Source organism: Kineosporiaceae bacterium, assembly GCA_016713225.1.
Taxonomy (GTDB): Bacteria; Actinomycetota; Actinomycetes; order Actinomycetales; family Kineosporiaceae; genus JADJPO01.
In genome coordinates this window covers 1,261,279-1,285,018 of record JADJPO010000001.1, presented here as the reverse complement: position 1 = coordinate 1,285,018, position 23,740 = coordinate 1,261,279, and the positions used below count along the sequence as shown (strand labels likewise).

Genomic DNA, 23,740 nt, shown 5'->3' with positions numbered 1-23,740 from the left:
CACGCTCGTGAAAGTTTTCACGAGCGTGCACGGATTACATGATCACCGGGGGTTGAGGGTTGGGTTGGGGTTCAGGGGCGGGGCGGGCAGTCACCCTTGGGTGAGATCGCACCCAGCACGCGTCGTCCGATGTCGGCGAGCTGACGCACCTGGGCCTGGGTGATCGAATCGAAGACCAGGGTGCGTACCCAGGCCACGTGCCCAGGCGCCGTGGCGACCACCAGGTCCCAGCCGGCGTCGGTCAGGTGGGCCAGGGTGTAGCGGCCGTCGGTCGGATCGGTCGAGCGGGTCACCCAACCCCGCTTCTCCAGCCGGCCGACCACTTGCGACAACCGCGGCAGTTGCCCTTCGGCGAAGTCGGCCAGCACGCTCATCCGCAGCGTCCGATCGGGTGACATCGACAGGCCGGCCAGCACCTGATACTCGAAGTGGCTGATCCCGGCGTCCCGCTGCAACTGACGATCCAACGCGCCCGGCAAGCGGGTGATCATCCCTGCCAGCGCGAACCACGCCTCCTGCTCCTGCTCGGTGAGCCAGCGAGGCTCGGTGGCGGGCTGCTGCCCACCCTCGCGGTCGGACGCCATGCCCTCACCATAACTTCACGCCTGAACCGAACTCCACCGTAGGGAGCGCGTGCCACAGGTTTGGAATTACTTGCATCGTGAACTATCGCTCCCCTATGGTCACTTCACCCGTGAAGTCATCAGAAGGAGTGAGCCACCGTGAACGTGTTCCTGTGGATCCTGGCGGGCCTGCTCGCCGTAGCGTTCCTGGGCGCCGGGGCCATGAAGCTGTCGCAACCCAAGGCGAAGCTCTCCGCCTCCGGCATGCCCTGGGTCGACGACTTCAGCGCCGGCCAGGTCAAGACCATCGGCGCGCTCGAGGTACTCGCCGCCATCGGCCTGATCGGGCCGCCGTTGACGGGCATCGCACCGGTGCTCGCCCCCCTGGCCGCACTCGGCCTGGTGCTGACCATGATCGGTGCGGCCGTCGTCCACGCGCGGCGCGGTGAGACCCAGGGCATCGTGGTCAACGCAGTGCTGCTGATCCTGGCTGCGGTGGTGGCCTGGGGCCGGTTCGGTCCGTACAGCTTCTGAGGCGCCGGTTCTCGAGAAAGAGCGACAGCATGGGTGTGAAGGAACTGGGACATCTCGTCCTCTACGTGCGTGACCTGACGCGATCCGCCACGTTCTACCGCGACGTCCTGGGTTGGGCGCCGATCCCGATGGGTCCCGAGGGTGCGCCGCTGCGCTTCCCGGCGGCGGCGTTCAACTCCCCCGGCGGCCGAACGCATCACGAGCTGCTGCTGATCGAGGTCGGGCCGGACGCGGCGCCGTTGCCACCCGGACGCCGCACCGGCCTCTATCACTTCGGCGTCAAGGTGGGTGACAGCGACGACGAGCTGCGGGCGATGCGGCAACGGCTGGTCGAGGCGGGCACGCCGATCCTGGGCGCCACCGACCACGGCTTCACCCACAGCCTCTACATCGCCGACCCCGACGGCAACGAGATCGAGGTCTACATCGACGTGCCCGGCGTCGACTGGAACGACCCCGAGCTCTGGGAGCGTCCGGTCCTGCGCCGGCTCGAGCTCTGATTGGGTAGCGGGGTGAGTGACATGTGGATGGCGCCCGAAGACGACCCCCGCAGCTACGGCAACCCGGACGGCGAGCTCGCGACCTACCGCGAGTACCTGGGCAACTATCGCCTGACGATCGCCTTGAAGTGCCAGAACCTGGACGCCGAGCAGCTCGCCCAGCGCTCGGTGCCCCCGAGCGAACTCAGCCTGCTCGGGTTGATTCGTCACCTCGCCCAGGTGGAGAACCACTGGTTCCAGCGGGTTCTGCAGGGCCGCGTCGATGCGCCGCGGCTCTACAAGACCGAGGACTCCCCCGACGAGGACTTCACCGGCGCCGAGCCGGACGACGACGTGGTCGCCGATGCCCTGGCCACGTGGCGGATCGAGATGGCCCGGGCCGATGCCTGGCTGGACACGCTGAAGGACGACGATCTGGGAACGCCCATGACGCGCGACGAGCACACCTTCTATCCCCGCGACATCCTGGTCCACCTCATCGAGGAGTACGCCCGGCACGCCGGTCACGCCGACCTGTTGCGCGAGTGCATCGACGGCCGCACCGGTCAGTGAGCCCAGCACACGTCAGGGGGCGTGCGCCGGACCCGATCACCGCGCCATGTACCCGCCGTCCACGTACAACTCCGACCCGGTGACGAACGAGGCGTCATCGCTGGCCAGGTAGGCGACAGCAGCAGCGATCTCATCCGGGCGGCCGAGGCGGCCCAGCGGCGTGGTCGCGATGATGGCATCCCCCATCGGCGTACCCATGGCCGGCTCCAGGATGGGGGTGTCGATGAACCCGGGGTGCACCGAGTTGACCCGGATTCCGGCATCGGCCCAGTGCAGGGCGGTGTTCTTGGTGAGCAGTCGGACGGCTCCCTTGGCGGCGTGATACGCCGGGGAGGTGCCGAAACCTCCACTGGCACCGAAGATCGAGCTGATGTTGATCACGCTGGCGTGGGAGGAGGCCTTGAGTAGTTCGGCCGCTGCCCTGGTGCCGAGAAAGACACTGGTCTGGGTGATCGCAATGGTTCGCTCGTACTGTTCGAGTGAGGTGTTCTCGATGACGTCGATGTCGCCGACGCCGGCGTTGTTGACCAGGATGTCCAGACCGCCGAAGGCGTCCCGAACCGCGGAGATCGCCGCCGTCCAGTCGTCTTCGCGGGTGACGTCCAACCGGCGATAGATCGCCTGGCCCCCGCCGTCCCGGATCGCCGCAGCGACGGCCTCGCCCGCGGTGTCCTGAATGTCGCTGACCAACACTGCGGCGCCCTCGCCGGCCAGCCGGTGCGCCGTGGCCTTGCCGATACCACTCGCCGCACCGGTGACCAGCGCAACCCGATCCTGCAGACGTGTCATCATGCGGGCAACGTATGACGAGCCGAACGACCTCGCCAGGCCCGATCATCCCCTGACCCATCGAGGGGGCAGCATGCGTACGGTTCAGGCCGCCACCTTGGTGGCGCCACGCACCTACGAGATCCGGGACTACCCGTTCCCGACCGAGCTCGAACCGGGCGCCGTCCTGCTGCGGATGACGGCCTCGGGCATCTGCGGCACCGACAAGCACACCTACCGCGGCGAGACCGTGCAGTACGCCGGGACGGAGCTCGAGCGCACCACCCCGTTCCCGATCATCCAAGGGCACGAGAATCTCGGGGTGGTGGAGGCGGTCGGTCCCGGCGGGGCCGCGGCCCACGACGGCCGCCCACTGCTGCCCGGTGACCGGGTCGTGCCGGCGCCCAACCGAGCCTGCGGTACCTGCCCCACCTGCCGGCGCCAGGACCCCTACTACCTGTGCCGTCGGCTCGAGAACTACGGCAACTCACTGACCAGCGCGCAGCCGCCGCACCTGTTCGGCGGCTGGTCGGAGTACCTCTACCTCGGGCCCGGGACGCCGATCTTCCGGGTTCCACCCCACCTGCCGGACGACGTCGCGGTGCTCACCGAGATCTTCGCCGTCACCCATTCGCTCGAACGCATCGCGGCGGTCCGCCGCCCCGGTGGCTTCCTGCCGGGCGACGCCGTGGCGGTCGTCGGGGTCGGCTCGCTGGGCATGGCGCACCTGGTCAAGGCGGCGTTGATGGGCGCCGGCACCCTCATCGCCGTCGACAAATCGGCCAGGCGGCTGGCCCTGGCCGAGCGGCTGGTGAACGCCCAGACCGTGCCTGTCGGCCCGGCAGTCACCGGCGAGGATGCCGCCGTCCGGGCTCGTGTGCTGGACCTGACCGAGGGCGAGGGGGCGGATCTGGTCGTGAATGCGACCGGCTTCCCGGGCTCGTTCGCCCTGGGGACCTCACTGGTCCGCGACGGGGGTTCGATTCTCGAGGTGGGCGCCTTCGTCGACATGGGGCCCGAGGCGTTCAATCCGGCGCAGATCTGCGGCCGCAGCCTGACCATCATGGGCACCGGGGGTGAGGACGCCCAAGCCTACGCAGGCACGCTGGCCCTGCTCGCCCGTCACCACGCCTCGATCCCGTTGGCCGAGATGGTCTCCCACGTGTTCCCGATCGCCGACACGGCGCGCGCGGTCACCACAGCACTCGATGCCGACGCCACCACCAAGGTCCTGATCTCCAACGTTCTGCCGAGTACCGGGGTCGACGTGCGTTGATCCGCCACCTCCAGCGCCCCACCCGGATAGGTTGCGCCTGAGCGTCACGCAACAGATGCCCAGCGCGACGAGGAGAAGCGATGCTCGACGGCGACCCGGTGGACCACATCGTCGTGTTCGGCATCCGTGGCGTCGCGCGGCGCGTGGTCCGGCAGCTGTCGACCACCGGCCGACGGGTCATCGTGGTGGATCCCGGTGCCACGCAAGAGGAACGAGACGAACTCGAGCGCTGGGACGTGGAGTATCTGGCCGGTTCCGGGCAGAGTCTGGACATCCTGCGCGGAGCCAGGATCACCAAGGCGTTGGCGGTGGTGTGCGCCACCAACGTGGAACTGACCAACATCGAGATCGCTCTGCTGGTTCGGGAAATGTCCTCGACGGTGCGGGTCGTCGTCCAGATGGGCAATACGTCGGTGGCCCAGGCCCTCGGTCCGATCGCCCGACCCGGTGGCGTGTTCGATGTCGCTGAACTCGCCACCGACTCGTTCGTCGAGGCGGTCCTCGGCCGCACCACGCACGAGCTGAGCCTGGGCGGCAGTGACTTCCTGGTGACCTCGTTCCTCAGCCCGCGAACCGGAACGTTTCGATCGATCTGGGGCGATATGACGCCGATCGCCCTCACCCCGGCGGACGGCGGGCCGACCCAGTCGTGCCCGAGCCGCGATTCGCCGGTGAAGGTCAGGGACCTGGTCACTCTCCTGGGCACCGAGCGAGAGTTCGCCGACATCGGGATCGAACCCGCCCGGATTCGGGCCACCGCGGTCGGCCGGCCGTGGCGTCGTCGAGTCCGCGAGACCGTGGCGGCACTGAACGACAGCTTGGACAAGCCGTTTCGTATCGCCTTCGCCGTGCTGGTCGCTCTGGCCGCGATCTCGATCACCGTGCTCCGGCACTTCTACCGCGAACCCGACGGAACCGCGATGTCGTGGCTCGACGCGGTCTACTTCACGGCCGAGACCATCGCCACCGTGGGTTTCGGTGATTTCTACTTCCGCGATCAGTCACCCTGGCTGCGCGTCTGGGCGATCGTCATCACCCTGATGGGCGCCACGCTGATCGCCGTGGCCACAGCCCTGCTCACCAATGCGATGGTCACCCGAAGCCTCACCCATTCCCTCGGCCGGCAGCGCCTGACCGGGATGCGCCGTCACATCGTGCTGGTCGGCCTGGGCCGGGTCGGCAGCCGGGTGGCCATGCGGCTCCGCGAATCCGGCTTCGAGGTGGCCGTGATCGACAATGGTGGCGGCGAACGGTTCATGCCCCAGATGGCGGCCGCCGGCGTCCCGGTGCTGATCGGCGATCCGACCATGCGTGAGACCCAGCTCGCCGCCGGCCTGCCCCGGGCAGCCAGCCTCGCCGTGTTGACCAACGACGACCTGGCGAACATCGAGATCGGACTCTCGGTGCGAGGCCTCATCGGCGAACGCGACTTCCCGATCGCGTTACGACTCTTCGGGCGCAACCTCGCTCGCGTCGTGGGCACGATGTCGGAGGCGTGGAAGCCGCGCTCCATCGCCGAGCTGGCCGCACCCTGGTTCATCGGAGCCGCGCTCGGCATGGAGGTCGTGGGCACCTTCTACGTCGGGTCGGCGCCCTACATGGCCGCGCGGCTGCGCATTCGCCAGGGCAGCGGATTCGAGGGGATCAGGGTCGACGACTTCCGCGTGCGGACGCGCGTCGCGGCCATTCAGCGATGCGCGACCGGAGCGCTGGAGTTTCCCCCGGGCCGAGACGCCCGATTGGACGTCGGCGACGTCGCCTATGTGGTGGGCCACTACGAGGACCTGTTCGAGGTCCTCGAACGAGGCTGACCCAACCCCCGTGATCATGTAATCCGTGCACGTTTCGTGCATCGATTGCATGATCACGGGGGGTTTGTGCACGGATTGCATGATCACGGGGTTGGGCGGGTGGGTCGTCCTCCGACGCGGGTGGCCAGGAGCGAACCCAGCACCAGCAGACCCGCACACTGCAGCATCGCCGACCGGTACCCGGCGGCGAAGTCGACGGCCGAGCGATAGTCGGCCCCGCCGAGTCCGGCCACCGCGGGGATCACCGCGACCGCCAACAGGCTCGCCGAGCGCGCCACGGCGTTGTTGACCCCGGAGGCCACCCCGCGTGCGCCACGGGGGCCGCCGCGAGCACCGCGGAGGTGAGCGGGGCGACCAGGGTGGTCAGTCCCAGCGCGAACAGCGTGACCGCGGGCACCACGTCGACCCAGTAGGACGACGTCTCGTCGATGCGCACCGTGGCCAGCAGCCCGCCGGCGGCGAGCAGCGGACCGATCACGAGTTGGACGCGGGGACCGATGCGATCGGCCAGGGCACCGGAGGCCGACGAGAACCCGAGCATCAGCACCGTCACCGGCAACAACGACGCCCCGGCCACGAGCGGACTGAACCCGGCCACCACCTGCAGCTTCAACACCAGCAGGAAGAACATCACCCCCAACGCGGCATAGACGCAGAAGGTGACCAGATTGGCGGCGGTGAACGGCCGAGAGGCGAACAGGGACGGCGGCACCAGTGGATCGACCGCCCGACGCAGGTGGACGACGAACAAGACCACGGCGGTGCCGCCGGCCACCGCGCACCCGGTCGCGAGCGGCGTCCAGCCCTGACCGCCGGCGGCGATCGAGGCGTAGGTCAGCCCGCCCAGGGCGAGGGCTCCGAGCACCGTGCCACGCACGTCCAGGCGGCCCGAGGCCCCCGGGTCACGACTCTCGGGCACGTGGCGGCGGGAGACAGCGATCACCACGGCGGCCACCGGGAGGTTGATCAGGAACACCAGCCGCCACGACCAGAGGTCGATCAACCAACCGCCCAGGAACGGGCCGACGGCAGCGGCGACCCCGCCCAGGCCCGACCAGGCGCCGATCGCCCGTGAACGTTCCTCGGGCGCGAAGGAGGCGGCCAGGATCGCCAGGCTGCCGGGTGTGAGCAGCGCTCCCCCGATGCCCTGCAGCGCCCTGGCCGCCACCAGCACCTCGATGGTCGGCGCGATGGCGCACAGCGCCGAGGCGAGCGCGAACCATGCCGTGCCGATCACGAAGATCCGACGCCGGCCGAGCCGGTCCGACAGCGAACCGCCGAGCAGGATGAGCGCCGCGAGAGTGAGGGTGTACCCGTTGAGCGTCCACTGCAGCCCAGCGAGGTCGGCGTCCAGCTCCTCACCGATCCGACCCAACGCCACGTTGACCACGGTGGCGTCCAGCAGCGCCAGGCCCGACCCGAGCACGGTCGCCGTCAGCACCCAGCGCCCGGCCGGCTCGCTCAGCCGCAGGTCAGCGTGGGGTTGGTCGCCGGAAGGCACCCCGCATGCTCGCACGGCCGTCTGCGCTCGGCACGCCGCCCGGCCGCGCCTACCCTGACCGGCTGGGGACGCGGGAGGGCACACCGTCTGCCTGGTCGCGGATTCGATCGTCGAGGTGCACGAGGGCGTCTGACCAGCACGAACGTGGGATGACGTGACATGCGTCTCGCGCGCAACTCAGCCTGGTCCCGCCACCAGTCGCGGCGGGTTGGGTCACACTCGAGCTATCTGCGACGAAGGAGCGCACCTGGTGACCGACCTGACCCGCCGCCGGCTGATCCACGGTGCCGGCGGAGCCCTGACCCTGGCTGCGCTGGGTGCCTGCTCCCGCCCCTCGGGCCCGACGGAGTTGACCGCAGACAACGGGTTCGTCGAGTCGACAGACCCGCGGGTGACCGATCTCGAGGCCACGCGGCGCCGTCCCGGTCAGCGCACGGTCACCGCGCAGTTGAACGCTCGCCAGGTCACCCTCGATCTGGGCGGGGTGACGGTGCCGACCTGGGCCTACGGGGACGACATCCCCGGGCCGATCATCCGGGCGAGCGCCGGTGACCTGGTCACGGTGCAGGTCAACAACAATCTGCCGACGGGCACCAGCGTGCACTGGCACGGGATCCAGTTGCGCAACGACATGGACGGCGTGCCCGGCCTGACCCAGTCGCCGATCGGGGTCGGGGCGTCCTTCACGTACTCCTTCACCGCCCCGGACCCGGGAACCTACTGGTATCACCCGCACTCCGGGGTGCAGGTGGACCGGGCATTGCACGGCGCGTTGATCATCGACGACCCGGCCGAGCCCGGTGACTACGACGTGGAGTGGATCGTCCTGATGGACGACTGGGTCGACGGCACCGGCCGGACCCCCGACGAGATCCTGGCCACGCTGCGGGCCAGTGGCGGGTATGTCGGCATGGACGCAGGCCAGGGCGGAATGAAGGGCATGGGCGGCATGAACGGCGGCGCTGGGACGACGAACTCGCCCAGCCCCAGTCCGAGTCCCAGCCCCAGTCCGAGTCCCAGCTCCAGTCCCGAGTCCAGCTCCAGCTCCATGGGCGGGATGGGGATGGGCGGCGGCAGCATCATGTATCCCTACTACCTGGTGAACGGCCGCCTCCCGTCGGCGCCGGTCACCTTCACGGGCAAACCCGGCCAGCGAGCGCGGATCCGGTTCATCAACGTCGGCGCCGACACGGCGTTCCGGGTGGCACCTGGGGGCATCGGATGACCGTGACCCACACCGACGGCTTCGCCGTGACGCCCACCGCCGCCGATGCGTTGGTGCTGGGTATGGGCGAGCGGTACGACGTCCTGGTCACGTTGAAGGACGGCGTGTTTCCGCTCGCCGTGGTACCCGAAGGCAAACCGGGCCGGGCGCGCGCCCTGGTCCGCACCAGCGCCGGGCAGGCACCCGCCGAATCGATCCGCCCGGCCGAGTTGGACGGGCACATCCTGCTCGGCCCCGCGATCGCCCCGGCCGAATCGTCCAGGCTGCCTCGGCGCGGGCCCAACCGGCTGCTCAAGATGGTGCTCGAGGGCAGCATGAACCCGTATCGCTGGACGATCAACGGTCAACGGCACCCGGACGTCGAGCCGTTCCCGGTCGAGTCGGGTGAGCGGGTTCGATTCAAGATCATGAACAGGTCACCCATGTTCCACCCGTGGCACATTCACGGGCACACCTTCGCGCTCGCCGCGAGTGGGCTGCGCAAGGACACCGTCATCCTGCGCCCGATGCAGGTGATGTACCTGGAGCTACAGGCCGACAACCCGGGATTGTGGATGAACCACTGCCACAACCTGTATCACGCTGAGTCCGGCATGATGAGCACGCTCGCCTACAAGCGCTGAGGCGTGGAAAGCGCTGCGTCGACTCAGCGCGCGAGGGCGGACACGATCACGTCGGTCAGCACGATCGGGACCATTCCCAGTGCCCATTGCGCACCGGCAGTACCCGTGGGCCACAGCAGGCCACCGATCATCCGCGGCAGGCCGATGAACAGGAAGGCGAAGAGCTGGACTGCCGCACGGAACAGCAGGCTGAACACTTTCCAGAACGCCATGCTGATGAAGATCACGGGATCTCGATTCCTCGGTCCAGATCAACCGGTGCTGAACCACTCTGCCCCAGCAGGACGCGGCCCGTCATCGAGTTGGCGATCTCGGATCGATGCCAATTCGATGACGGCCGTCAGCGTCTCGACCGTCGCCGGGCCGATCCCCGAGGCTCAGTCCCCGAGGCCGGCGCGATCGACCTTGCGGTGGAACCGCATTCCGGCCAGTCCCCCGGCGACGGCTCCGACCAGACTCGTCACCGCGACACCGGCTGCCGCGAGAATGCCGGCGTTGGAGAGCTCGCCTTCACCGATCGGGATGCGCGGGAAGCTGTTCAGGGTGGCGAGCAGGTTGAACTCGCTGCCGGCCGAGACCCCGACGACGGCGACGACAGCGGCGATGACCAACGCCCAGACCCACACGGCCAGACCCTGTCTGGCCCCGTTGAACCGGGCCATGCGCCCGGCCACGTAGCCACCGCAGTAGTAGGCGACGAACAGGACGACGAGCAGAGCGATACCCCCGGCCAGGGTGACCGTGCCGACATCCGCGCTCACTCGACCCGCGGCGGCGCCGTCGGCACCCAGGGCCAGGCCGACATCACCGCCGGCCGCGACGACCAGGGCGGTCAGCAGCAGAGCCGTACCCGTCGCGGTGAGCCAGCCGAAGAAGGCTGATCCGATCTTGATGCCGCCGAACTGCTGCTGCTCTGCCTGCACGACGGCGCGGCGTCCCAGAACCGCCCGCTCGAGCGCCGGGTCTCGAGGGTCACGATCGAGGGCTCTGGTCGGCTCGTCACGTCGGGGGTCGGGGCCGGCGTCCGGGGTGGCGTCATGGCTGGTGCTCATGGCTGCGTCCTTCCTGAACCGTTCGGGCTGCCGGCCGGGCGCGCCGACGCTGCGGGGTCGCGCAGGGGGCTACCCCGAGCACCTCCCGCGAAACGGTGCCCGCGGAACGGGCGTGGATCAGGGGTGGGTGCCGGCCCCGCCGCCGCCTCGCAGGATGGCCGACATCTTCTTGCCCTTCGCCAGCTCATCGACCAGCTTGTCCAGGTAGCGGATCTTCTGCATCAGCGGATCGTCGATCTCCTCCACGCGATGGCCACAGATCACGCCGGTGATCAGGGAGGCGTTCGGGTTCATCGCCGGCGCCTCGGCGAAGAAGGTCTCCATGCTGGCCTCGGCGGCGAGCACCCGATCCAGACCGGCGGCGTCGTAGCCGGTGAGCCAGCAGATCACCTGGTCCACGTCGTCCTTCGTGCGGTTCTTCCGTTCGGCCTTCGCCACGTAGTGCGGGTAGATGCTGGCGAAGCTGACGCCGAAGATCCGGTGCCCTGCCATGTCGGCCTCCTCGGTCTCGTCATTCGCGCAGACGCTACTTCACCTCCGAGCGGAGCAGATTGACCACGGCGGCCAGCAGCGGCAGGACGAGCCACACCACCGTGGTGACGCCGAGTTGTGCCCACTGCTCGCCGCCCAGGTCACCCTGCAGCAGGGCGTCCTGGGTGTACTTCGGATCGACCCAGGGGCGCACATCATGGAACCAGGCTTGGCGGAAGGCGAGGAAGGCGAGCAACCCCGGGGCCACGAAGGCGTAGATCATGTACGCCACGATGGCGGCGGGACTGCTGCGGAGCAGGGCGCCCAGGGTCAAGCCGATCATCAGCAGGAGCACGTTGCCCAACGCCACGAAGCCGACGTCGGCGAGGCTCTGATCCCAGACGGTCGAGACGCCCGCGATCCCGGTGCCGACCACGTTGCCGAGCGCGCCGACAACGAAGGCGACCAGCGTGGCGGTGGCGGCGATGAGGACGGCGGCCACGGCCTTGGCCAGCATGACTCGGCCGCGCCGGGGAACCAGGGTGAACGTCGTCAGACCGCTGCGCTGACTCCATTCGGAGGTCACCGACAAGATGGCGATGATCGGCAGGATGACCGACATCGGCATGCCGATGGCGAGGGTGAACTGAGCGTAGGTGAACTCCTCGGCGGGCGCCCAGGCGATGACGGCGGCGGTGGTGAGCACCGCGGCGAGGCCGATGCCGGCCAGCAGCCATGCCCCGGAACGGGTATCGAGCGACTTACGCAGCTCGACACTGACGAGGCGAGTGAGGGGAATGCGCGCGGGCAGCGCGACCGGTGCCGGTCGGGGCGTGGCGGCCCTGGCGTGGGAGCGGTGCGCCGGTGCCTGAGTGGTGGTCATGCGACTGCTCCTTGCTGGTGGGTGTGCCGGTACCCGTCGCGCTGGGTGTCGGCGGTGAGCTCGAGGAACATCTCCTCGAGCCCTGCGCCCTCGGCATCGCGGAGCTCGACGAGGGGGACGCCGGCCTGATGTGCGACCCGGCCGACGAGTTCGGCGTCGGCCTCGACGCGCAGAACCCGCGGTGAGGCCGAGCCGTTGGGCTGGCTCGAGGCGCCGGCCTCGACGTAGGTGAGACCGGCGCCCGTGAGGGCGTCGATGAGCCGGCCCGGTTCACGGGTACGCACGTGCGTGCCCGCGGTGGCGAGCAGGTCGGACTTGGTGCCTGCGGCGACGATGCGACCGCGTCCGATGACCACGAGATCGTCGGCGACGACCTCGATCTCGTGCAACAGGTGCGACGAGAGCAGGACCGTGGCCCCGCGGTCGGCATACCCGCGGAGCAGATCCCGCATCCAGCGGATGCCGGCCGGGTCGAGCCCGTTCGCCGGCTCGTCGAGGATGAGGACCTCGGGGTCACCGAGCAGGGCGTGCGCCAGCCCGAGTCGCTGCCTCATGCCCAGCGAGTAGTCACGCAGGCGGCGGGCGGCCTCGTCATCGGACAGGCTGACCAGATCGAGCACCTCGTCGACCCGCCGGCCGGACAGTCCCATCGTCCGCTGCCCCAGGGCGAGGATCTCCCGGCCGGTGCGCCCCGCGTGCTGGGCCGAGGCGTCCAGCAGGACGCCGACCTCCAGACCGGGATTGGGCAGCTCACCGAATCGGCGTCCGAGGACGTACGCCGCGCCGGCGGTGGGTGGGGTGAGGCCGACGACGATGCGCAGCGTGGTGGACTTGCCGGCGCCGTTGGGGCCGAGGAAGCCGGTGACCCGGCCGGGTTCGGCGGTGAAGCTGACGTCGTCCACGGCGGCGAAGGCGCCGTACCGCTGGGTGACGTGCTCGACGGTGATCATCGTGCGTCCACCAGGTGGGCGGTGACCGGGGAGGGCTTGAAGCCCTTCACGATGAGGTAGACGCCGAAGCCCAACTCCCAGAAGAACTCCGGGATCGTGGCGAGCCCGACCCACAGGGATCCCGATTCGATGATGCCCAGGATCACCAGGCCGCCGGACAGGCAGAGCAGGGGGCCGCCGACGAGCCCCAGCACGGCCAGACCCCGCGGCACGAGACCGGACCGGTACATCATGTAGCCCAGGATGAGCCCGTTGCCGACGCCGACGACGACGCCGGGACCCAGCGCAAACGTCCACTCCTGCAAGGCGACGAGCGTGTGACCGACGGTTGCGGCGGCGGCGCCCTCTGCGCCACCGACTCCGGCGAAGTCCTGCCGCACACTCACGATCGTGACGACGCTGAGGACGCCCACGGCGATGAACACGGACTCCATGACCCGAGCCGTCACGTAGCCGAGGGCCAGGCCCCTGAACCGCCGCCGGAGCACCGGGTACAGCGCGACCGCCGTGCCGATGTTCGCGATGATGAGGATCATCTCGTTGACGGCGCCCCACAGGACGCGGGTGTCGGCACCCTCGCCGACGACATAGCCGGCGCTGTCGAACAGGGGTGGGTAGAAGACGAACTTCGCCGCGATCGACGTGATGTAGGTGATGACGAAGAGCACCCCGACGACGAGGGCGGCCCTGCGCAGGGAGTCCATCGGAGGCCGGGTGGTCGGGGTGGTCGGGGTGGTTCGTGCGGTGGTGGTCATGGCGGTGTCCTTTCGTGAGTGGGTCAGCGAGGTTCGATCGGGGTGACCGAGATCAAGGGAAGGCCGATGTCGCGCAGCCGCGACAGCAGCCCGTGCAGTGCTGCCTGGTCCACGACCGCGCCCCTGATCACGGTGGTGCCGTCGGGGTGAGCCGTGATGTCCAGGCCGTCGAGCCAGGCGGACCACCGCGCGTCGAGCCGCCCTCGAAGGCGGATCTCGTACCAGCCCGATTCGGGTGGGCGGCCGGTGTCGCTGGTGCTCATGCCGGCACGCTAGGAACCGACGTGATGAGCACGCGTCATCACCTGTGATGAGCAGGGTGACGATTCCTCGCCCCGCATCGGGTGGTGCCGGTCGACGTCGTCCGGGCGATCACGGCACCGAGGGCGGGGCCTTGTGGTGACGCGCCGTCAGACGGGGACGATCTCGATGAGGTCCTCGAGACCCCGCAGGTCTGCGGCGTTGCGCGTGTACAGGCTCGCCGAGTGGGCATGAGCGGTGGCCGCGATGAGCAGTTCCATGACGCGCCGCCGCGGTTGACGGCCCTGGCTCACGGTCTTGGCCGCAAGGCGGCCGTAGCTGTCGACAACGGCGTCATCGACCGGCAACGGATCGAAGCGCTTCTGCAGACCGCTGAGGCGAGCCAACCGCACCGCCCGGGCATCGCCGTTCTGGGCGACCAGCACGCCGTAGTGCAACTCGGCGAGACTGATCACGCTGATCGCCAACTCGCCGGGAAGCGGTTGGAGATCGGTGGCGATCAGGACGCTGGTGTCCAGGCGCCACGCCCTCGGAGCGACCGGCCCCAGAATGGCTGCCGGGCGACCGGCAGCGGTGATCGTCACCCGCTCGCCGGCCTCCGCACGGCGCACCAGATCACTGGCGTTCTGCCGCATCTCACGCAGCCCAACCTCATCCATCGACTCAAGTAGCACAAGTGCTATTTGTCGTGGACCCGTTCCCCGAGCCGCCCGGGGTCGCGCCCCGCCTCCTCGGACCCTGAGGTGCCGAGCCAGAGGCTGTCTCGTGCGCGCGTGATGGCGACATACTGCCGACGACGCTCGTGACGAGCCCGCTCGGCATAGGCGTCCGCAGATTCGTGCGGCGTGCGAGGCCCCGGTGTGCGGTCGTGGTCCGGGACGAGAACGTGGGCGAAATCGAGGCCCTTGCCCCGCTCGAACGTACCGACCTTGACGGCATCGACGCGGCGGCCGTCGTAAGCGATCAGTGCGATCGTCGGGACATCGGCCTGCTCGAGGATCCGCTGCCACTGGCGTGCGGCTGCGTTCGAGGCAACCAGCAGGGCGATGTCGCCGTACCGGGCGCCGTGGCTCAGCAGATCGCGCAGGTGAGCCGCCAGGGCCTGCTGCTGAGCGCCGGGATCAGTGGCCTGCGCTCGCACGACGCGACCGCCCACACGGGTGGGTACCACGGACCCGCCCAGGTCGTCGGAATCGGGGTCGATGTTGTCGGCGGTGTCGTCACCAAGCACTTCGAGGGCCTGGCGCAGGATGTCCGAACCGTTGCGGTAGTTGCGATTCAGGACGACGCTGCGCCCGGCGACCGAGATTCCGGCCTCTGCCAGCGTGAATCCCCCGGGATAGACGGCCTGCTGGCCGTCCCCCACCATCAACAGTCCGTCCGGGCGATCCCCGACCAGGGCGTGCAGCAGGCGCAAGGCCCTGCAGGTGAGGTCCTGAACCTCATCGACGATGACGGCGTCCCACCTCGGTTCGATCAGGCCACGGTGGACGGCGTCCAGCGCTCGAGCCAGGACGTCGGCCCAGTCGTCGAGTCCTCGCTCGGTACGGCGCCGTTCGTACTCCTCGTACAGGCGCCACACCGCCTGGCGATGCACGGGTTGCAACGGGGTGCGGCGACCGACCCGCTGCAGCGTCGCGTACGTGGCGGGGTCCGTGACACCACGCCCTTTGATCACGGAGTCGATCTCCTCACGCCAGTATCGAGGTGGGTGGGCCAGGGCATCCAGAAGGCCGTCGCGGTGGCAGGTGGCCCAGGCTCGATGCCAGCAGTCGTCAAGGCCCTTCCGGTCGATGGTGACCCTGAGCCCTGCCTCGTACAGCAGCCGGATCGCGATCTGATGCACCGAGACGAAGTCGACGCGGCCGGTCAACTCTGGGGCCAGCCGTGAGAACAATCCGGCGAACACGGGACCGAGAGTGCGTACGTAGGAGCAGAACACGACGCGTCGTCCCTGCTCGGCGAGGTGTCGAGCCCGGTGGAGGGCCACCACGGTCTTGCCGGTGCCCGCGGCCCCCCGGATCCGGGCCGGCCCACTCCAGGACCGCGTGACCAACCGGGACTGGGAGGGGTGTAGCCAGGTCATCCACGCCTCGATGGGCTCGGCCGCTGCGGCCTCGACCAAGCCTGCCCACACCTGCTCCAGCGTCGGCGTGGAACCAGAGGTCAGCGCGTCATCGGCCGCACGGCGAGGTCGTGGAACCACCTCGGGAGCAGCGACCGTGGTAGCGGCCGGCGGACAGGCGGCGTCCAGGGCTGCGACGACGAGCTCGACCTGGTGCGAGGTCAGCCGGACGCCTCGCCGCAACAGGTCCATGCACAGGTCGGACTCGCTCACGACCTGCAGCGTGCCCAGACGCGCCCGCGTCGTCCGGCGGCCCGTCAGCACCAACAGCGGCACGATCTCCGCGGGCGCCAGGCCCACCTCCACCAGAACATCGCGGACCGCGTCGGCTTGATCCAGCACCTTCGCCACGGCGTCGTCCGCGGGCTGCTGGTCGCGCCACAGCCGACCATGCTCGATCCGAGGTCGGCGCCAGTTCTTGACGTCGATCACGAACACCCCGCCCGGACCCACCAGAAGGATGTCGATGTTCGCCTTGCGGGTGCCCGGCCAGCGGCGATCGGGCAACACCGTCCAGCCGGTATCGACCATGTCGACCAGAACGCGGACGACGCGCTGCTCACCGACGGCGCCGGCTTCGAAACTGCCCTGGCGCGAACGCAATGCACGCAGCAATTCGGTCAAGCTCGACAGCTGGCGCTGCACACCTTGGATGTCGAGTCCGAGCTGCACGGCCTCGGCCAGCGCGGATTGCCCAGCCTGCTCCGTCAGTGACTCGGCAGGGTCGGCCGGCGGTCGTGATCGCTCGCTGGTCACTCTGTTGATCTCGGTCGATTACCGCGGGCACTGAATCATGGACCGTGGTGATCATCCACCGATGAATCGCTGGGCTGCCTGTCCGTCGAGGTGAGGGACGACAACGGCGGAGAGGGCGGCGATGGCGGCGGGGTCGACGTCCGTGCTGGTGTCGGCTCGGATCAGGGCGCCGATGCCCAGCGGCCCCTCGGCCTCCAGACGCGTGAACTGATGGACGAGGTCCTCGGTGGTGTGACGTCGGTCGTCGTGCCCGGGGTGGCGTTGCCTCATCTGAAACCGTTGGACGGCAAGGGCTACCGGGCAGACGCAGTGCACCTCGACGAGGCTGGTATCGCGCAGGGCATGCGGCCAGTCGGTTGGGGTACCGAGGTTGCGGAGAGTCGCTCACGACGCCAGAAGGACGACAGCACCGCCGCCGGGGTGTTCACCGCGATGGCCTGCAGGGCGGCATCACTGGCACGGCTCAGCCGGTGACGACTGCCCGGGTCGCCCGGGCCGAGGCTCTCCAGTAGGGCATCGAGGATGTCGTCCTTGTCGAGCATCGCCAGGCCGAGTTCAGCGGCGATGCCTCGTCCCAGCGTCGTTCTTGCCACTTCCGGGCAACCCGACATGACGACGAAGGCGTGCTCCACCCGAGCCATTGTGCCGTGGGCTGCCGGAGCGGTGGAGCGCTCAGGACGGCATGGCGTAGTAGTCCTCGGTGGCCACCCGAGCGAACCCCAGCGAGGTGTACAGCCCGAGCGCCCGGTCGTTGTCGACGGCGACCTCGAGGGTGCACCCGGTCGCGCCGGCCGCCAGAGCCTGGCGAGACACCCGCCGCAGGACGTCGCGCCCGATCCCGCGGCCCTGGTGATCGGGGTGGACGACGAAGCCGTAGATTCCGGCGGTGTCCCGGTCGCGGGACAGCCGCAGCGTGCCGACGATCGCGTCGTCCAGGGTCACGACCAGGGTGTCGGCGTGGTCGCGTCGCACGACCTCGGAGGCGGCCTCGTCCACCGGCTGCGTCGGGTGCCAGCCGAACCCTGCCTCGAGCAGGTCGTGGACGGTGGCGGTGTCACGAGAGGTCATGGGCCGCACGGCTATGCGTGGATCGGACGGCCCGTCGGCTGGTGCACCGTGCAGCTGCAACGCATGCTCGGAATGCTCCAGCACGGCGCCACGGGCCAGCGCCAGCTCACCAGCCGCCACCGGGGTTCTCGGGGTCACCAGTAGCGTCGGGGTGTATCCGCGTTCCCGGCACAGTGGGAGCGCGGCGTCCAACAATGCGGTGGCGATGCCCCGCCGGCGGGTACCGGGGTCGACCATGCCCGTCAGTTCGACGGTCGGAGCGCCGAAGGCGTAGATGCCCAAGAAGCCGAACAGCTCCTCCCCGTCCCACCAGAGCAGGTCCTCGACCTGCTCGCCGGAACGGCTGCGCAGCGCACCCCACTCCAGCTTCAGACGACCACCGTCTGCGGCAATGACCCTCCGCTCCAACTCGGCGATGGCGTCCAGGGCGGCGGGGGTGAGACCTCGGGCGAGTTCGAGCACGGTGGCAGTCAATCACTGCGGTCAACCGGTTTCCGTTCCACCGCACCGACCTACTGGATTCGATGCATGCTCCCGTCGCGCGAGCTGACGTACTCGTACGACTCACGCAGGATGCGTTCGAGGGTCGCCAGGTCGATGTCGCTGAGCCGCTTGAGGTAGACGCAGACTCGACTCGTGGTGTGTTTGCCCAGCTGGGCGAGCAGCTCGGCGTGGCGTGCCGTTCCGTCCATCAGGTAGATGGTCGTCTTGCCCTTTCTCGGATAGAAGCCGATGGTCTGGCAGTCACCCTCGCGCCCGCTGTCGTACCTGAAGTGGTAGGAGCCGAAGCCGATGGTGCCGACGTTCCACATCCGCGGTGTGTGGCCACTCACCCGGGCCATGAGGTCGACCAGCACCCGGCAGTCGTTCACGGTCTGCTCATCGTCGATCGAGGCGATGAAATCCTCTACCGCAGAGCCGCTTTCCTCCGGTGTCTCGGGCATACCCCACCGTACCTCCCGCAGGGGAGCCCGAGCAGGACGCCGTGTCCTTCGGGGTCGTCGGCGAGAAGTCTGACGGCATGATCAACAGCGCCTGGTTCCCAGATGATCGTGAATGTCACCGATCGAAGCCAAGGCGACGCCTGACCTCCTCATGGGGAACCCAGACGGTCTCGCCGGCGGACTCACGCAACCGTGACTGGGCAACAGCGAGTGCGTCCTCGAGATCTTCGAGTTCGGCGGCCGAGATGACGACGGCAGACGGCTCGTCCTGGTCGAAGATCGTGATCCGACCGCGCTGTCGGGCCGCGCGACGAACCAGGGACTGGAACGGGGCGCCCACGGCGGCCAGGGGCATCGACTCAGCCATGACGTCACGTGTGCCTCACACCGCTGACACCCAGACGGTTATCCACAGGCTGCCTCTGTGCGCGACTCGCGGTATCCGGCGGGTCAGGCCAGGACGACCGGCCGCGGATAGGAAGCACCAGGATCCTCTCCTCGTGACGAGGTGACCGCTTCGCTGGCGTTCGTGGGAGTGGCTGCTGCCGTCATGGGGTCTGCCGCGATTCGCTCGGCGTTCTGCGCTCATACCCCGTGCGCGACGCCGGTGGCTGGCTATCCGTCGGCGACCTCGAGGCCCATGGCTCGCGCGGCCTTGGCAACGCGTTCGTCGAAGGAGGCGAGTCGCGCCTGTTGGGCGCGTGCGCTGAGCAGGACACAGCAGTCCGGCATCTTCAGCAGGGTCTCGGCGCGCAGTTGCGCCAGCACCACGGCCGAGTCGGGTGGGAACTGCAGCGTCTCGACCCCGAGGTCGTCGAGGATGCCCAGCACCATGTCGGCTCGTCCGGCTCGGGTCGGCGCGACGAGGATCTCGGCCAGGGTCAGGAGGTTCACGGCGAAGTCGTCGTCGATCTCGCGAGTGAGCAGCGCCACGGCCCGTGCGTGGTGCGCGTCGGCGGCGTCGAGGTAGCCGATCAGGACGCTGGCGTCGAGGACGATCACTCGGGCCAGTCCGCCCGGAGCGCTTCGAGGTGCCCCTGCGGGTAGACATCGGTCAGTGCGCCGCTGTGTCGCCTGAGCGCCTCGAGTCGGGCGCTGCGGTGCCGACACTGCCGGACGACGACTGCTTGGTGCCCCTCCAGTGCCAGTCGCGTGATCAGTTGGCCGCGGCTCAGCCCGGGCCAGCGCACCGCGGCCTCGTCCAACGCGGCAGCGAGCTCGTCGGTCTCTGTGACCTGGTGGCGAGGTCTCGTCGTGGGCATGACCGGAGTGTACCACCCAGGCTTCCTAGTGGTACACCGGCCGTTGAGCCAGCTTCGGATCTCCTGCTCTGGAGCATCCGCTCACTGGGCAACTCATGCCGCGTTCCATGACCGTGGCGGTTCGCACGCTACGACGCGCGACTCGCCGTTGAGGACGATGCCCACCGCGCCGACGCAGTGACCCACAAAGTGACCCATGGACGGCGTCGCTGTTGCGTCAGCCGAGGAGCTTCCGACATACATGCAGCTCAGAGACGGTTTGACAGGGTGCCCCTGATGGGAGCGCTGTCGAACGGGCGAATCGGGGTAATAATGGCCGACCCGGCCTGCCCGGGCAGTGGATCGAGCGCAGCGCGTGGTCCTAGCCTGCTCTGCCGATGTGGTTGTGGCGAGCACGTGACCGCTGGCCGGAAGTTCGTCGGACAGAGTCACTACAACGACTGGCTGAGGGAGCAGCGGTACGTCGGAAGGAACGCTCCACCCAAGTGATAATGCTCGACGCCGTACCGATGCCCGACGGAAGTTGCGGGCTCGCTCGACACAACTTGTGCGCTCCGGTCATGTTGAGCCGGAAGCGGACGAGCTACGCAGCCGACGAATCATAGTCCTTCTTGCAGTCTTGAAGTTCCTTCCAGTGCCCCTCCAGTCCGGGGAGACTCGGACCAACCCCGAGCGAGGCGAGTGGCTGCGAGTGGCCGTCAATATAGCGACAAGCTTCCTCGAAAATCCTTGTGACGATAGCCACGGAGGTAGGCAATGCCCCGATCTTGATATTCGGGAGCGATGTCATGCGTACATTCGGCTGGTACCGCTGAGTTACGCCCTGAAGCAGTTCTGTCTCGGTAAATACCTCACACCATGATCGTATCCAGTCATATCCCGTTCGGACGAGGGCAGCGCGTGCTTCGCCATCAACTAGCTTCGCCGATTGGATTGTCTCATTGATGTTCTTCCTGAGGCTTGCAAGCGTATCCCAACGCGGGCCGGTAGCCCGGGTCACCTTCCCCTTGCCCTCATCGTCCGTCACCTGGAAGTATGTGCAGCGCTTGGATTTCTCAAACAACGAAAGTAGGGTAGTCGCGAAGAATATATCATGAGTGAAGACGATCACTTGATTGTTTTCCGCCAACAAGGCCACTCGTCTAGCGACCTCATTGATTCGGCGGTGGTCGAGGCTCGAAACTGGATCATCAAAGATCACAGGCGCCGTAATTCCGGCAAGTCTCGCCTCGGCCAGGAAATCAGCCATCGCGAGTACTTTCTGCTCTCCTTCAGAGAGAACCTTGGACGGCTTGTGTCGACCGCTCAATACTTTGCGGCGCTGCGCTCGGCCTTCCCTGCCGACGAACTGAAGCTTCAAGCTAGGAGCTCTCAACGCGGTGCATTCCTCAACAAAGAGCTTGTCGAAAGATTGGTTAATCATCTGGTCGCTAGCCGTCTTAGAAAGATCTGTTACGTTTCGACTCAGCGTAGGCAATGCGCGAGCGAGAATCTTTAGCCGGTCGGCTTCCTTGGCATTCTTGACTTGCGTCTCGATCGTCGCCCAGGACTTGGAAAGTTCACTGCTGGCGACCAGCTCGGTGAGTTCCTTCTTCCTGGTCGACAGCGCCTGAGTACGATTAGATGCCTGGTCGCGCAAAGAGCCCAGCTCGGTGGATACGGTTGCGAGAGCCCCGGAAATCTCCGTGATGAGCGGGGACACGTCCTCGTCAAGCGTAACGCTCAGATCGGTCCCGGTTGATAGCGATTCGATGACCCCGTCGAACGTGGTCGTGAGTTTGACTAGCGGTTCATAGTAGAGCGGCTGATCCTCGCGGCCTTCAAATTCCTTGACGAATGTCGAGACTTCCGTGACATCTGAGGGCCTGACAGTGGTGACAATCTCGTTGATCTGGGTGGTCGCCGACGAGATGTCAGAGCTGATCTTATCCGCCAGGTACTCACCATATTTGCCGATGAGCCCCATTGCCTCTTCAGAGAGCGTCTGCCTGCAGTAGAGACATCTATCGGCGTCATGCTTTCCGAGTTCACTCAGATGATTTCGGTAGCCCTCTCCGCTTGATACGAATGCCTCCCACGTAGCATCAGGTTCGGCAGGCAGATCGGCAGCCCTAAATAGCTCAACACGGAAGGTCTCATAGTCCTTTCGGAGGTCCGCCCTCCGTCTGAGTAGACCGCCATACTTGGCGGATTCAAGGAGTGACAAAGTCGTAGCGGCGGCTTGGGCCTGCTTCAAGACACGTTCTGAACGCTGATACAGGCTGATCTGGTTTTCCAGCGTGTTTGCCTCAAGCGCTGCCACGGCCATCCGCAGCGCCTCGATACGCTCGTCCACCTTAGGGTCGGCATCGATCTTTGCCCGTAGCGCCTCAAGGTCAGTTGATGCGCCCAGCGTCTCTACTAGAGTGTAGACGCTCGAATCCCGCGGGAATCGCGAGAGCAGTGTGGATGTGCCGCTCTTGAGTTCTGCAACCGATGCATCAATGCTCGATTGGACCAGTTTGATCCCGGCGATTGCATGGTTAAACAGCGCCAGTGCAGCCGGAACATACACGTAGTCTAGATCGTCGTCGACGTGAAAGGTCACTGAAGGACTATCAAAGATCGACATCCGCGTAAAGGGCGCCTTGCCATGCTCACCCTTCCACTCGAATACATGCTTCTCGCTTCCGAGTGTGTACTCGATATGAGCAGACTGCGGTGACTCAGTCTGGGTCGTGACATCCCCCAAGATCACATCAGCGGTCCGACTGTTCGCAAGCGCTTTAAAGATCCGGGAATAGCCCGTCTTTCCCGTTCCGTTCTCGCCGAAGAGGATTGTTAGCCCAGCGTGTGGTTCAACTGTCATACCCGGCACAAGCGCGTTGACGCCGGCTACACCCCAGAGTTTCGTGATCGCCAGGGGCAGCTCCGCTTCTTCTCGACTCAACACATTCTCTAGATGCGGCTCGGGAGGCAGGGCTCGCGCATCGAGCAACTTCTCCTGCCGAAACAGCCGGTAGGCGTAGTCCGCGTCCTCAGGCGCCAGCGGCCTACCCAAAGTCAGCACCTGCTTTACGATGAAGCGTACCCATTCGTCGTTGCGGTTCGCCCAATCCGCAAGAACGGCGCGGGGATCGACCACTGTCGCATCGATGGAACCTTCTCCTGCACTCACGAGTGAGCACCTCCAAGCCAAATTGTCGCACCGACCCGTGCCAGCTCCGTCCGGCGCTCCACGTAGTCCGGCTGCGCACGCCCGAGCAGGTTCCAGAAGGTGGGGCCGTGGTGCGGCTCCTTGAGGTGAGCGAGCTCGTGGGCCAGGACGTACTCCACGAGTCCCGGCCGGAGTTGCATGGTCGCCCAGTTGATGCGGACACGGCCGGTGGGCTCGGCGGCCCCCCAGCGGTAGCCGAGTTCGGCAACCTCGAATGCAGTCACGCTCACGCGTAGACGTCCAGCCCATTCTGCGACGCGCGGCTTGAGCCAGGCCTTGCCACGAGAGCGATACCAGCGGATAAGAGCAGCATGGCCGTCCCCCACGAGTGCTGATGGGAGCACGAGCCGCCCGCGTTGGAGGCTGACGTGCCGGTCTTCGGTCTTGGCGATGAGCAGGCGATGACTGCGGCCCAGATAGAGGTAGCCCTCGCCGTCCACCAGCTCCTTGGTCACGGGTTCGTAGTGGAGAGCTTCCTTCTCCGCGAGCTTCTTGTAGATCCAGGTGCGCTTGGCGACGAGGAATGACTCCAGCTCGGCGCGATCGATGTCCTCGGCTGCGCGCAGCGTCAGGCTGCCGTCACGCTCGATGGTGAGACGAGCCTTGCGACTCGGTCCGGCCGTTTCCAGGGGGACAGCCATCCCGTCGAGGTGCAGCACGGCGC

General features: G+C 67.5%; 25 protein-coding genes and 2 pseudogenes. 6 read left to right on the top strand and 21 right to left on the bottom strand.

Annotated features, from left to right (window positions below; genetic code table 11):
• Positions 1 to 71: 71 nt before the first annotated feature.
• Positions 72 to 584 carry a winged helix-turn-helix transcriptional regulator gene (locus tag IPK24_05850; protein ID MBK8075088.1) on the bottom strand — a complete coding sequence of 171 codons (513 nt, stop codon included), beginning with the start codon at positions 582 to 584 and terminating at the stop codon, positions 72 to 74.
• 138 nt (positions 585 to 722) lie between these two features.
• Here IPK24_05850 and IPK24_05845 point away from each other — a divergent pair, with 138 nt between their 5' ends.
• Genes IPK24_05845 through IPK24_05835 form a run of 3 tightly spaced genes read left to right on the top strand, consistent with a single transcriptional unit; the run spans position 723 to position 2,149 of the window.
• Positions 723 to 1,097 (top strand): DoxX family protein, encoded by a 375-nt coding sequence (locus IPK24_05845; protein MBK8075087.1) that lies wholly within the window; start codon positions 723 to 725, stop codon positions 1,095 to 1,097.
• Between the two features lie 29 nt (positions 1,098 to 1,126).
• Positions 1,127 to 1,597, top strand: coding sequence for a VOC family protein (locus tag IPK24_05840; GenBank protein MBK8075086.1), 471 nt, complete (start codon positions 1,127 to 1,129; stop codon positions 1,595 to 1,597).
• A 21-nt stretch (positions 1,598 to 1,618) separates the two neighbouring features.
• On the top strand, positions 1,619 to 2,149 hold the full coding sequence (locus IPK24_05835; GenBank protein ID MBK8075085.1) for a DinB family protein: 531 nt from the start codon (positions 1,619 to 1,621) through the stop codon (positions 2,147 to 2,149).
• Positions 2,150 to 2,185: 36 nt separating this feature from the next.
• Here the strand turns inward: IPK24_05835 and IPK24_05830 are convergent, their stop codons facing one another.
• Positions 2,186 to 2,938, bottom strand: coding sequence for a glucose 1-dehydrogenase (locus tag IPK24_05830; protein ID MBK8075084.1), 753 nt, complete (start codon positions 2,936 to 2,938; stop codon positions 2,186 to 2,188).
• A 73-nt stretch (positions 2,939 to 3,011) separates the two neighbouring features.
• On the opposite strand from IPK24_05830, the gene IPK24_05825 reads away from it, so the two are divergent.
• Positions 3,012 to 4,193, top strand: a complete 1,182-nt coding sequence (locus IPK24_05825) for an alcohol dehydrogenase catalytic domain-containing protein (GenBank protein ID MBK8075083.1) — start codon at positions 3,012 to 3,014, stop codon at positions 4,191 to 4,193.
• A gap of 80 nt (positions 4,194 to 4,273) precedes the next feature.
• A complete protein-coding gene (locus tag IPK24_05820; GenBank protein MBK8075082.1) occupies positions 4,274 to 6,004 on the top strand; it encodes an NAD-binding protein in 1,731 nt (576 codons plus the stop codon).
• A gap of 83 nt (positions 6,005 to 6,087) precedes the next feature.
• Here IPK24_05820 and IPK24_05815 read toward each other — a convergent pair.
• Positions 6,088 to 7,505 (bottom strand): annotated as a pseudogene (locus tag IPK24_05815) (MFS transporter).
• A 247-nt stretch (positions 7,506 to 7,752) separates the two neighbouring features.
• Here IPK24_05815 and IPK24_05810 point away from each other — a divergent pair.
• Positions 7,753 to 9,353, top strand: a pseudogene (locus IPK24_05810) (multicopper oxidase family protein).
• Positions 9,354 to 9,376: 23 nt separating this feature from the next.
• Here IPK24_05810 and IPK24_05805 read toward each other — a convergent pair.
• The 18 genes from IPK24_05805 to IPK24_05720 form a co-directional block, all read right to left on the bottom strand.
• Complete coding sequence (locus tag IPK24_05805; GenBank protein MBK8075081.1) at positions 9,377 to 9,580, bottom strand: hypothetical protein; 204 nt, start codon at positions 9,578 to 9,580, stop codon at positions 9,377 to 9,379.
• A gap of 150 nt (positions 9,581 to 9,730) precedes the next feature.
• The gene (locus IPK24_05800) at positions 9,731 to 10,405 is read right to left on the bottom strand and encodes a hypothetical protein (protein MBK8075080.1); all 675 of its coding nucleotides are present in this window, start codon (positions 10,403 to 10,405) and stop codon (positions 9,731 to 9,733) included.
• Positions 10,406 to 10,522: 117 nt separating this feature from the next.
• Entirely contained in the window at positions 10,523 to 10,897 is a 375-nt protein-coding gene (locus IPK24_05795) for a DUF2200 domain-containing protein (GenBank protein MBK8075079.1), read from the bottom strand.
• A gap of 34 nt (positions 10,898 to 10,931) precedes the next feature.
• Entirely contained in the window at positions 10,932 to 11,687 is a 756-nt protein-coding gene (locus IPK24_05790) for an ABC transporter permease (GenBank protein MBK8075078.1), read from the bottom strand.
• 68 nt (positions 11,688 to 11,755) lie between these two features.
• Positions 11,756 to 12,709 (bottom strand): ATP-binding cassette domain-containing protein, encoded by a 954-nt coding sequence (locus tag IPK24_05785; GenBank protein MBK8075077.1) that lies wholly within the window; start codon positions 12,707 to 12,709, stop codon positions 11,756 to 11,758.
• Positions 12,706 to 13,413 carry a DUF4386 domain-containing protein gene (locus IPK24_05780; protein MBK8075076.1) on the bottom strand — a complete coding sequence of 236 codons (708 nt, stop codon included), beginning with the start codon at positions 13,411 to 13,413 and terminating at the stop codon, positions 12,706 to 12,708. The genes IPK24_05785 and IPK24_05780 overlap by 4 nt, the downstream gene beginning before the upstream one ends.
• A 74-nt stretch (positions 13,414 to 13,487) precedes the next feature.
• Complete coding sequence (locus IPK24_05775) at positions 13,488 to 13,727, bottom strand: hypothetical protein (protein MBK8075075.1); 240 nt, start codon at positions 13,725 to 13,727, stop codon at positions 13,488 to 13,490.
• 147 nt (positions 13,728 to 13,874) lie between these two features.
• Positions 13,875 to 14,360, bottom strand: a complete 486-nt coding sequence (locus IPK24_05770; protein ID MBK8075074.1) for a type II toxin-antitoxin system prevent-host-death family antitoxin — start codon at positions 14,358 to 14,360, stop codon at positions 13,875 to 13,877.
• A 44-nt stretch (positions 14,361 to 14,404) separates the two neighbouring features.
• Entirely contained in the window at positions 14,405 to 16,606 is a 2,202-nt protein-coding gene (locus IPK24_05765) for an NERD domain-containing protein (GenBank protein MBK8075073.1), read from the bottom strand.
• Positions 16,607 to 16,657: 51 nt separating this feature from the next.
• A complete protein-coding gene (locus IPK24_05760; protein ID MBK8075072.1) occupies positions 16,658 to 16,876 on the bottom strand; it encodes a hypothetical protein in 219 nt (72 codons plus the stop codon).
• A gap of 23 nt (positions 16,877 to 16,899) precedes the next feature.
• Positions 16,900 to 17,238 carry a hypothetical protein gene (locus IPK24_05755; GenBank protein ID MBK8075071.1) on the bottom strand — a complete coding sequence of 113 codons (339 nt, stop codon included), beginning with the start codon at positions 17,236 to 17,238 and terminating at the stop codon, positions 16,900 to 16,902.
• Between the two features lie 40 nt (positions 17,239 to 17,278).
• Positions 17,279 to 18,136 carry a GNAT family N-acetyltransferase gene (locus IPK24_05750; GenBank protein ID MBK8075070.1) on the bottom strand — a complete coding sequence of 286 codons (858 nt, stop codon included), beginning with the start codon at positions 18,134 to 18,136 and terminating at the stop codon, positions 17,279 to 17,281.
• A gap of 50 nt (positions 18,137 to 18,186) precedes the next feature.
• The gene (locus tag IPK24_05745) at positions 18,187 to 18,618 is read right to left on the bottom strand and encodes a DUF1801 domain-containing protein (GenBank protein MBK8075069.1); all 432 of its coding nucleotides are present in this window, start codon (positions 18,616 to 18,618) and stop codon (positions 18,187 to 18,189) included.
• 115 nt (positions 18,619 to 18,733) lie between these two features.
• Positions 18,734 to 18,985 carry a type II toxin-antitoxin system prevent-host-death family antitoxin gene (locus tag IPK24_05740; GenBank protein MBK8075068.1) on the bottom strand — a complete coding sequence of 84 codons (252 nt, stop codon included), beginning with the start codon at positions 18,983 to 18,985 and terminating at the stop codon, positions 18,734 to 18,736.
• A gap of 248 nt (positions 18,986 to 19,233) precedes the next feature.
• Positions 19,234 to 19,620 (bottom strand): type II toxin-antitoxin system VapC family toxin, encoded by a 387-nt coding sequence (locus tag IPK24_05735; GenBank protein MBK8075067.1) that lies wholly within the window; start codon positions 19,618 to 19,620, stop codon positions 19,234 to 19,236.
• Positions 19,617 to 19,880 (bottom strand): hypothetical protein, encoded by a 264-nt coding sequence (locus tag IPK24_05730; protein ID MBK8075066.1) that lies wholly within the window; start codon positions 19,878 to 19,880, stop codon positions 19,617 to 19,619. The genes IPK24_05735 and IPK24_05730 overlap by 4 nt, the downstream gene beginning before the upstream one ends.
• 583 nt (positions 19,881 to 20,463) lie before the next feature.
• Positions 20,464 to 23,037: an AAA family ATPase gene (locus IPK24_05725; GenBank protein MBK8075065.1), complete on the bottom strand. Its 2,574-nt coding sequence runs from the start codon at positions 23,035 to 23,037 to the stop codon at positions 20,464 to 20,466.
• Positions 23,034 to 23,717: a M48 family metallopeptidase gene (locus IPK24_05720; protein MBK8075064.1), complete on the bottom strand. Its 684-nt coding sequence runs from the start codon at positions 23,715 to 23,717 to the stop codon at positions 23,034 to 23,036. Before IPK24_05720 ends, IPK24_05725 begins: the two co-directional genes overlap by 4 nt.
• Between the last annotated feature and the right edge of the window lie 23 nt (positions 23,718 to 23,740).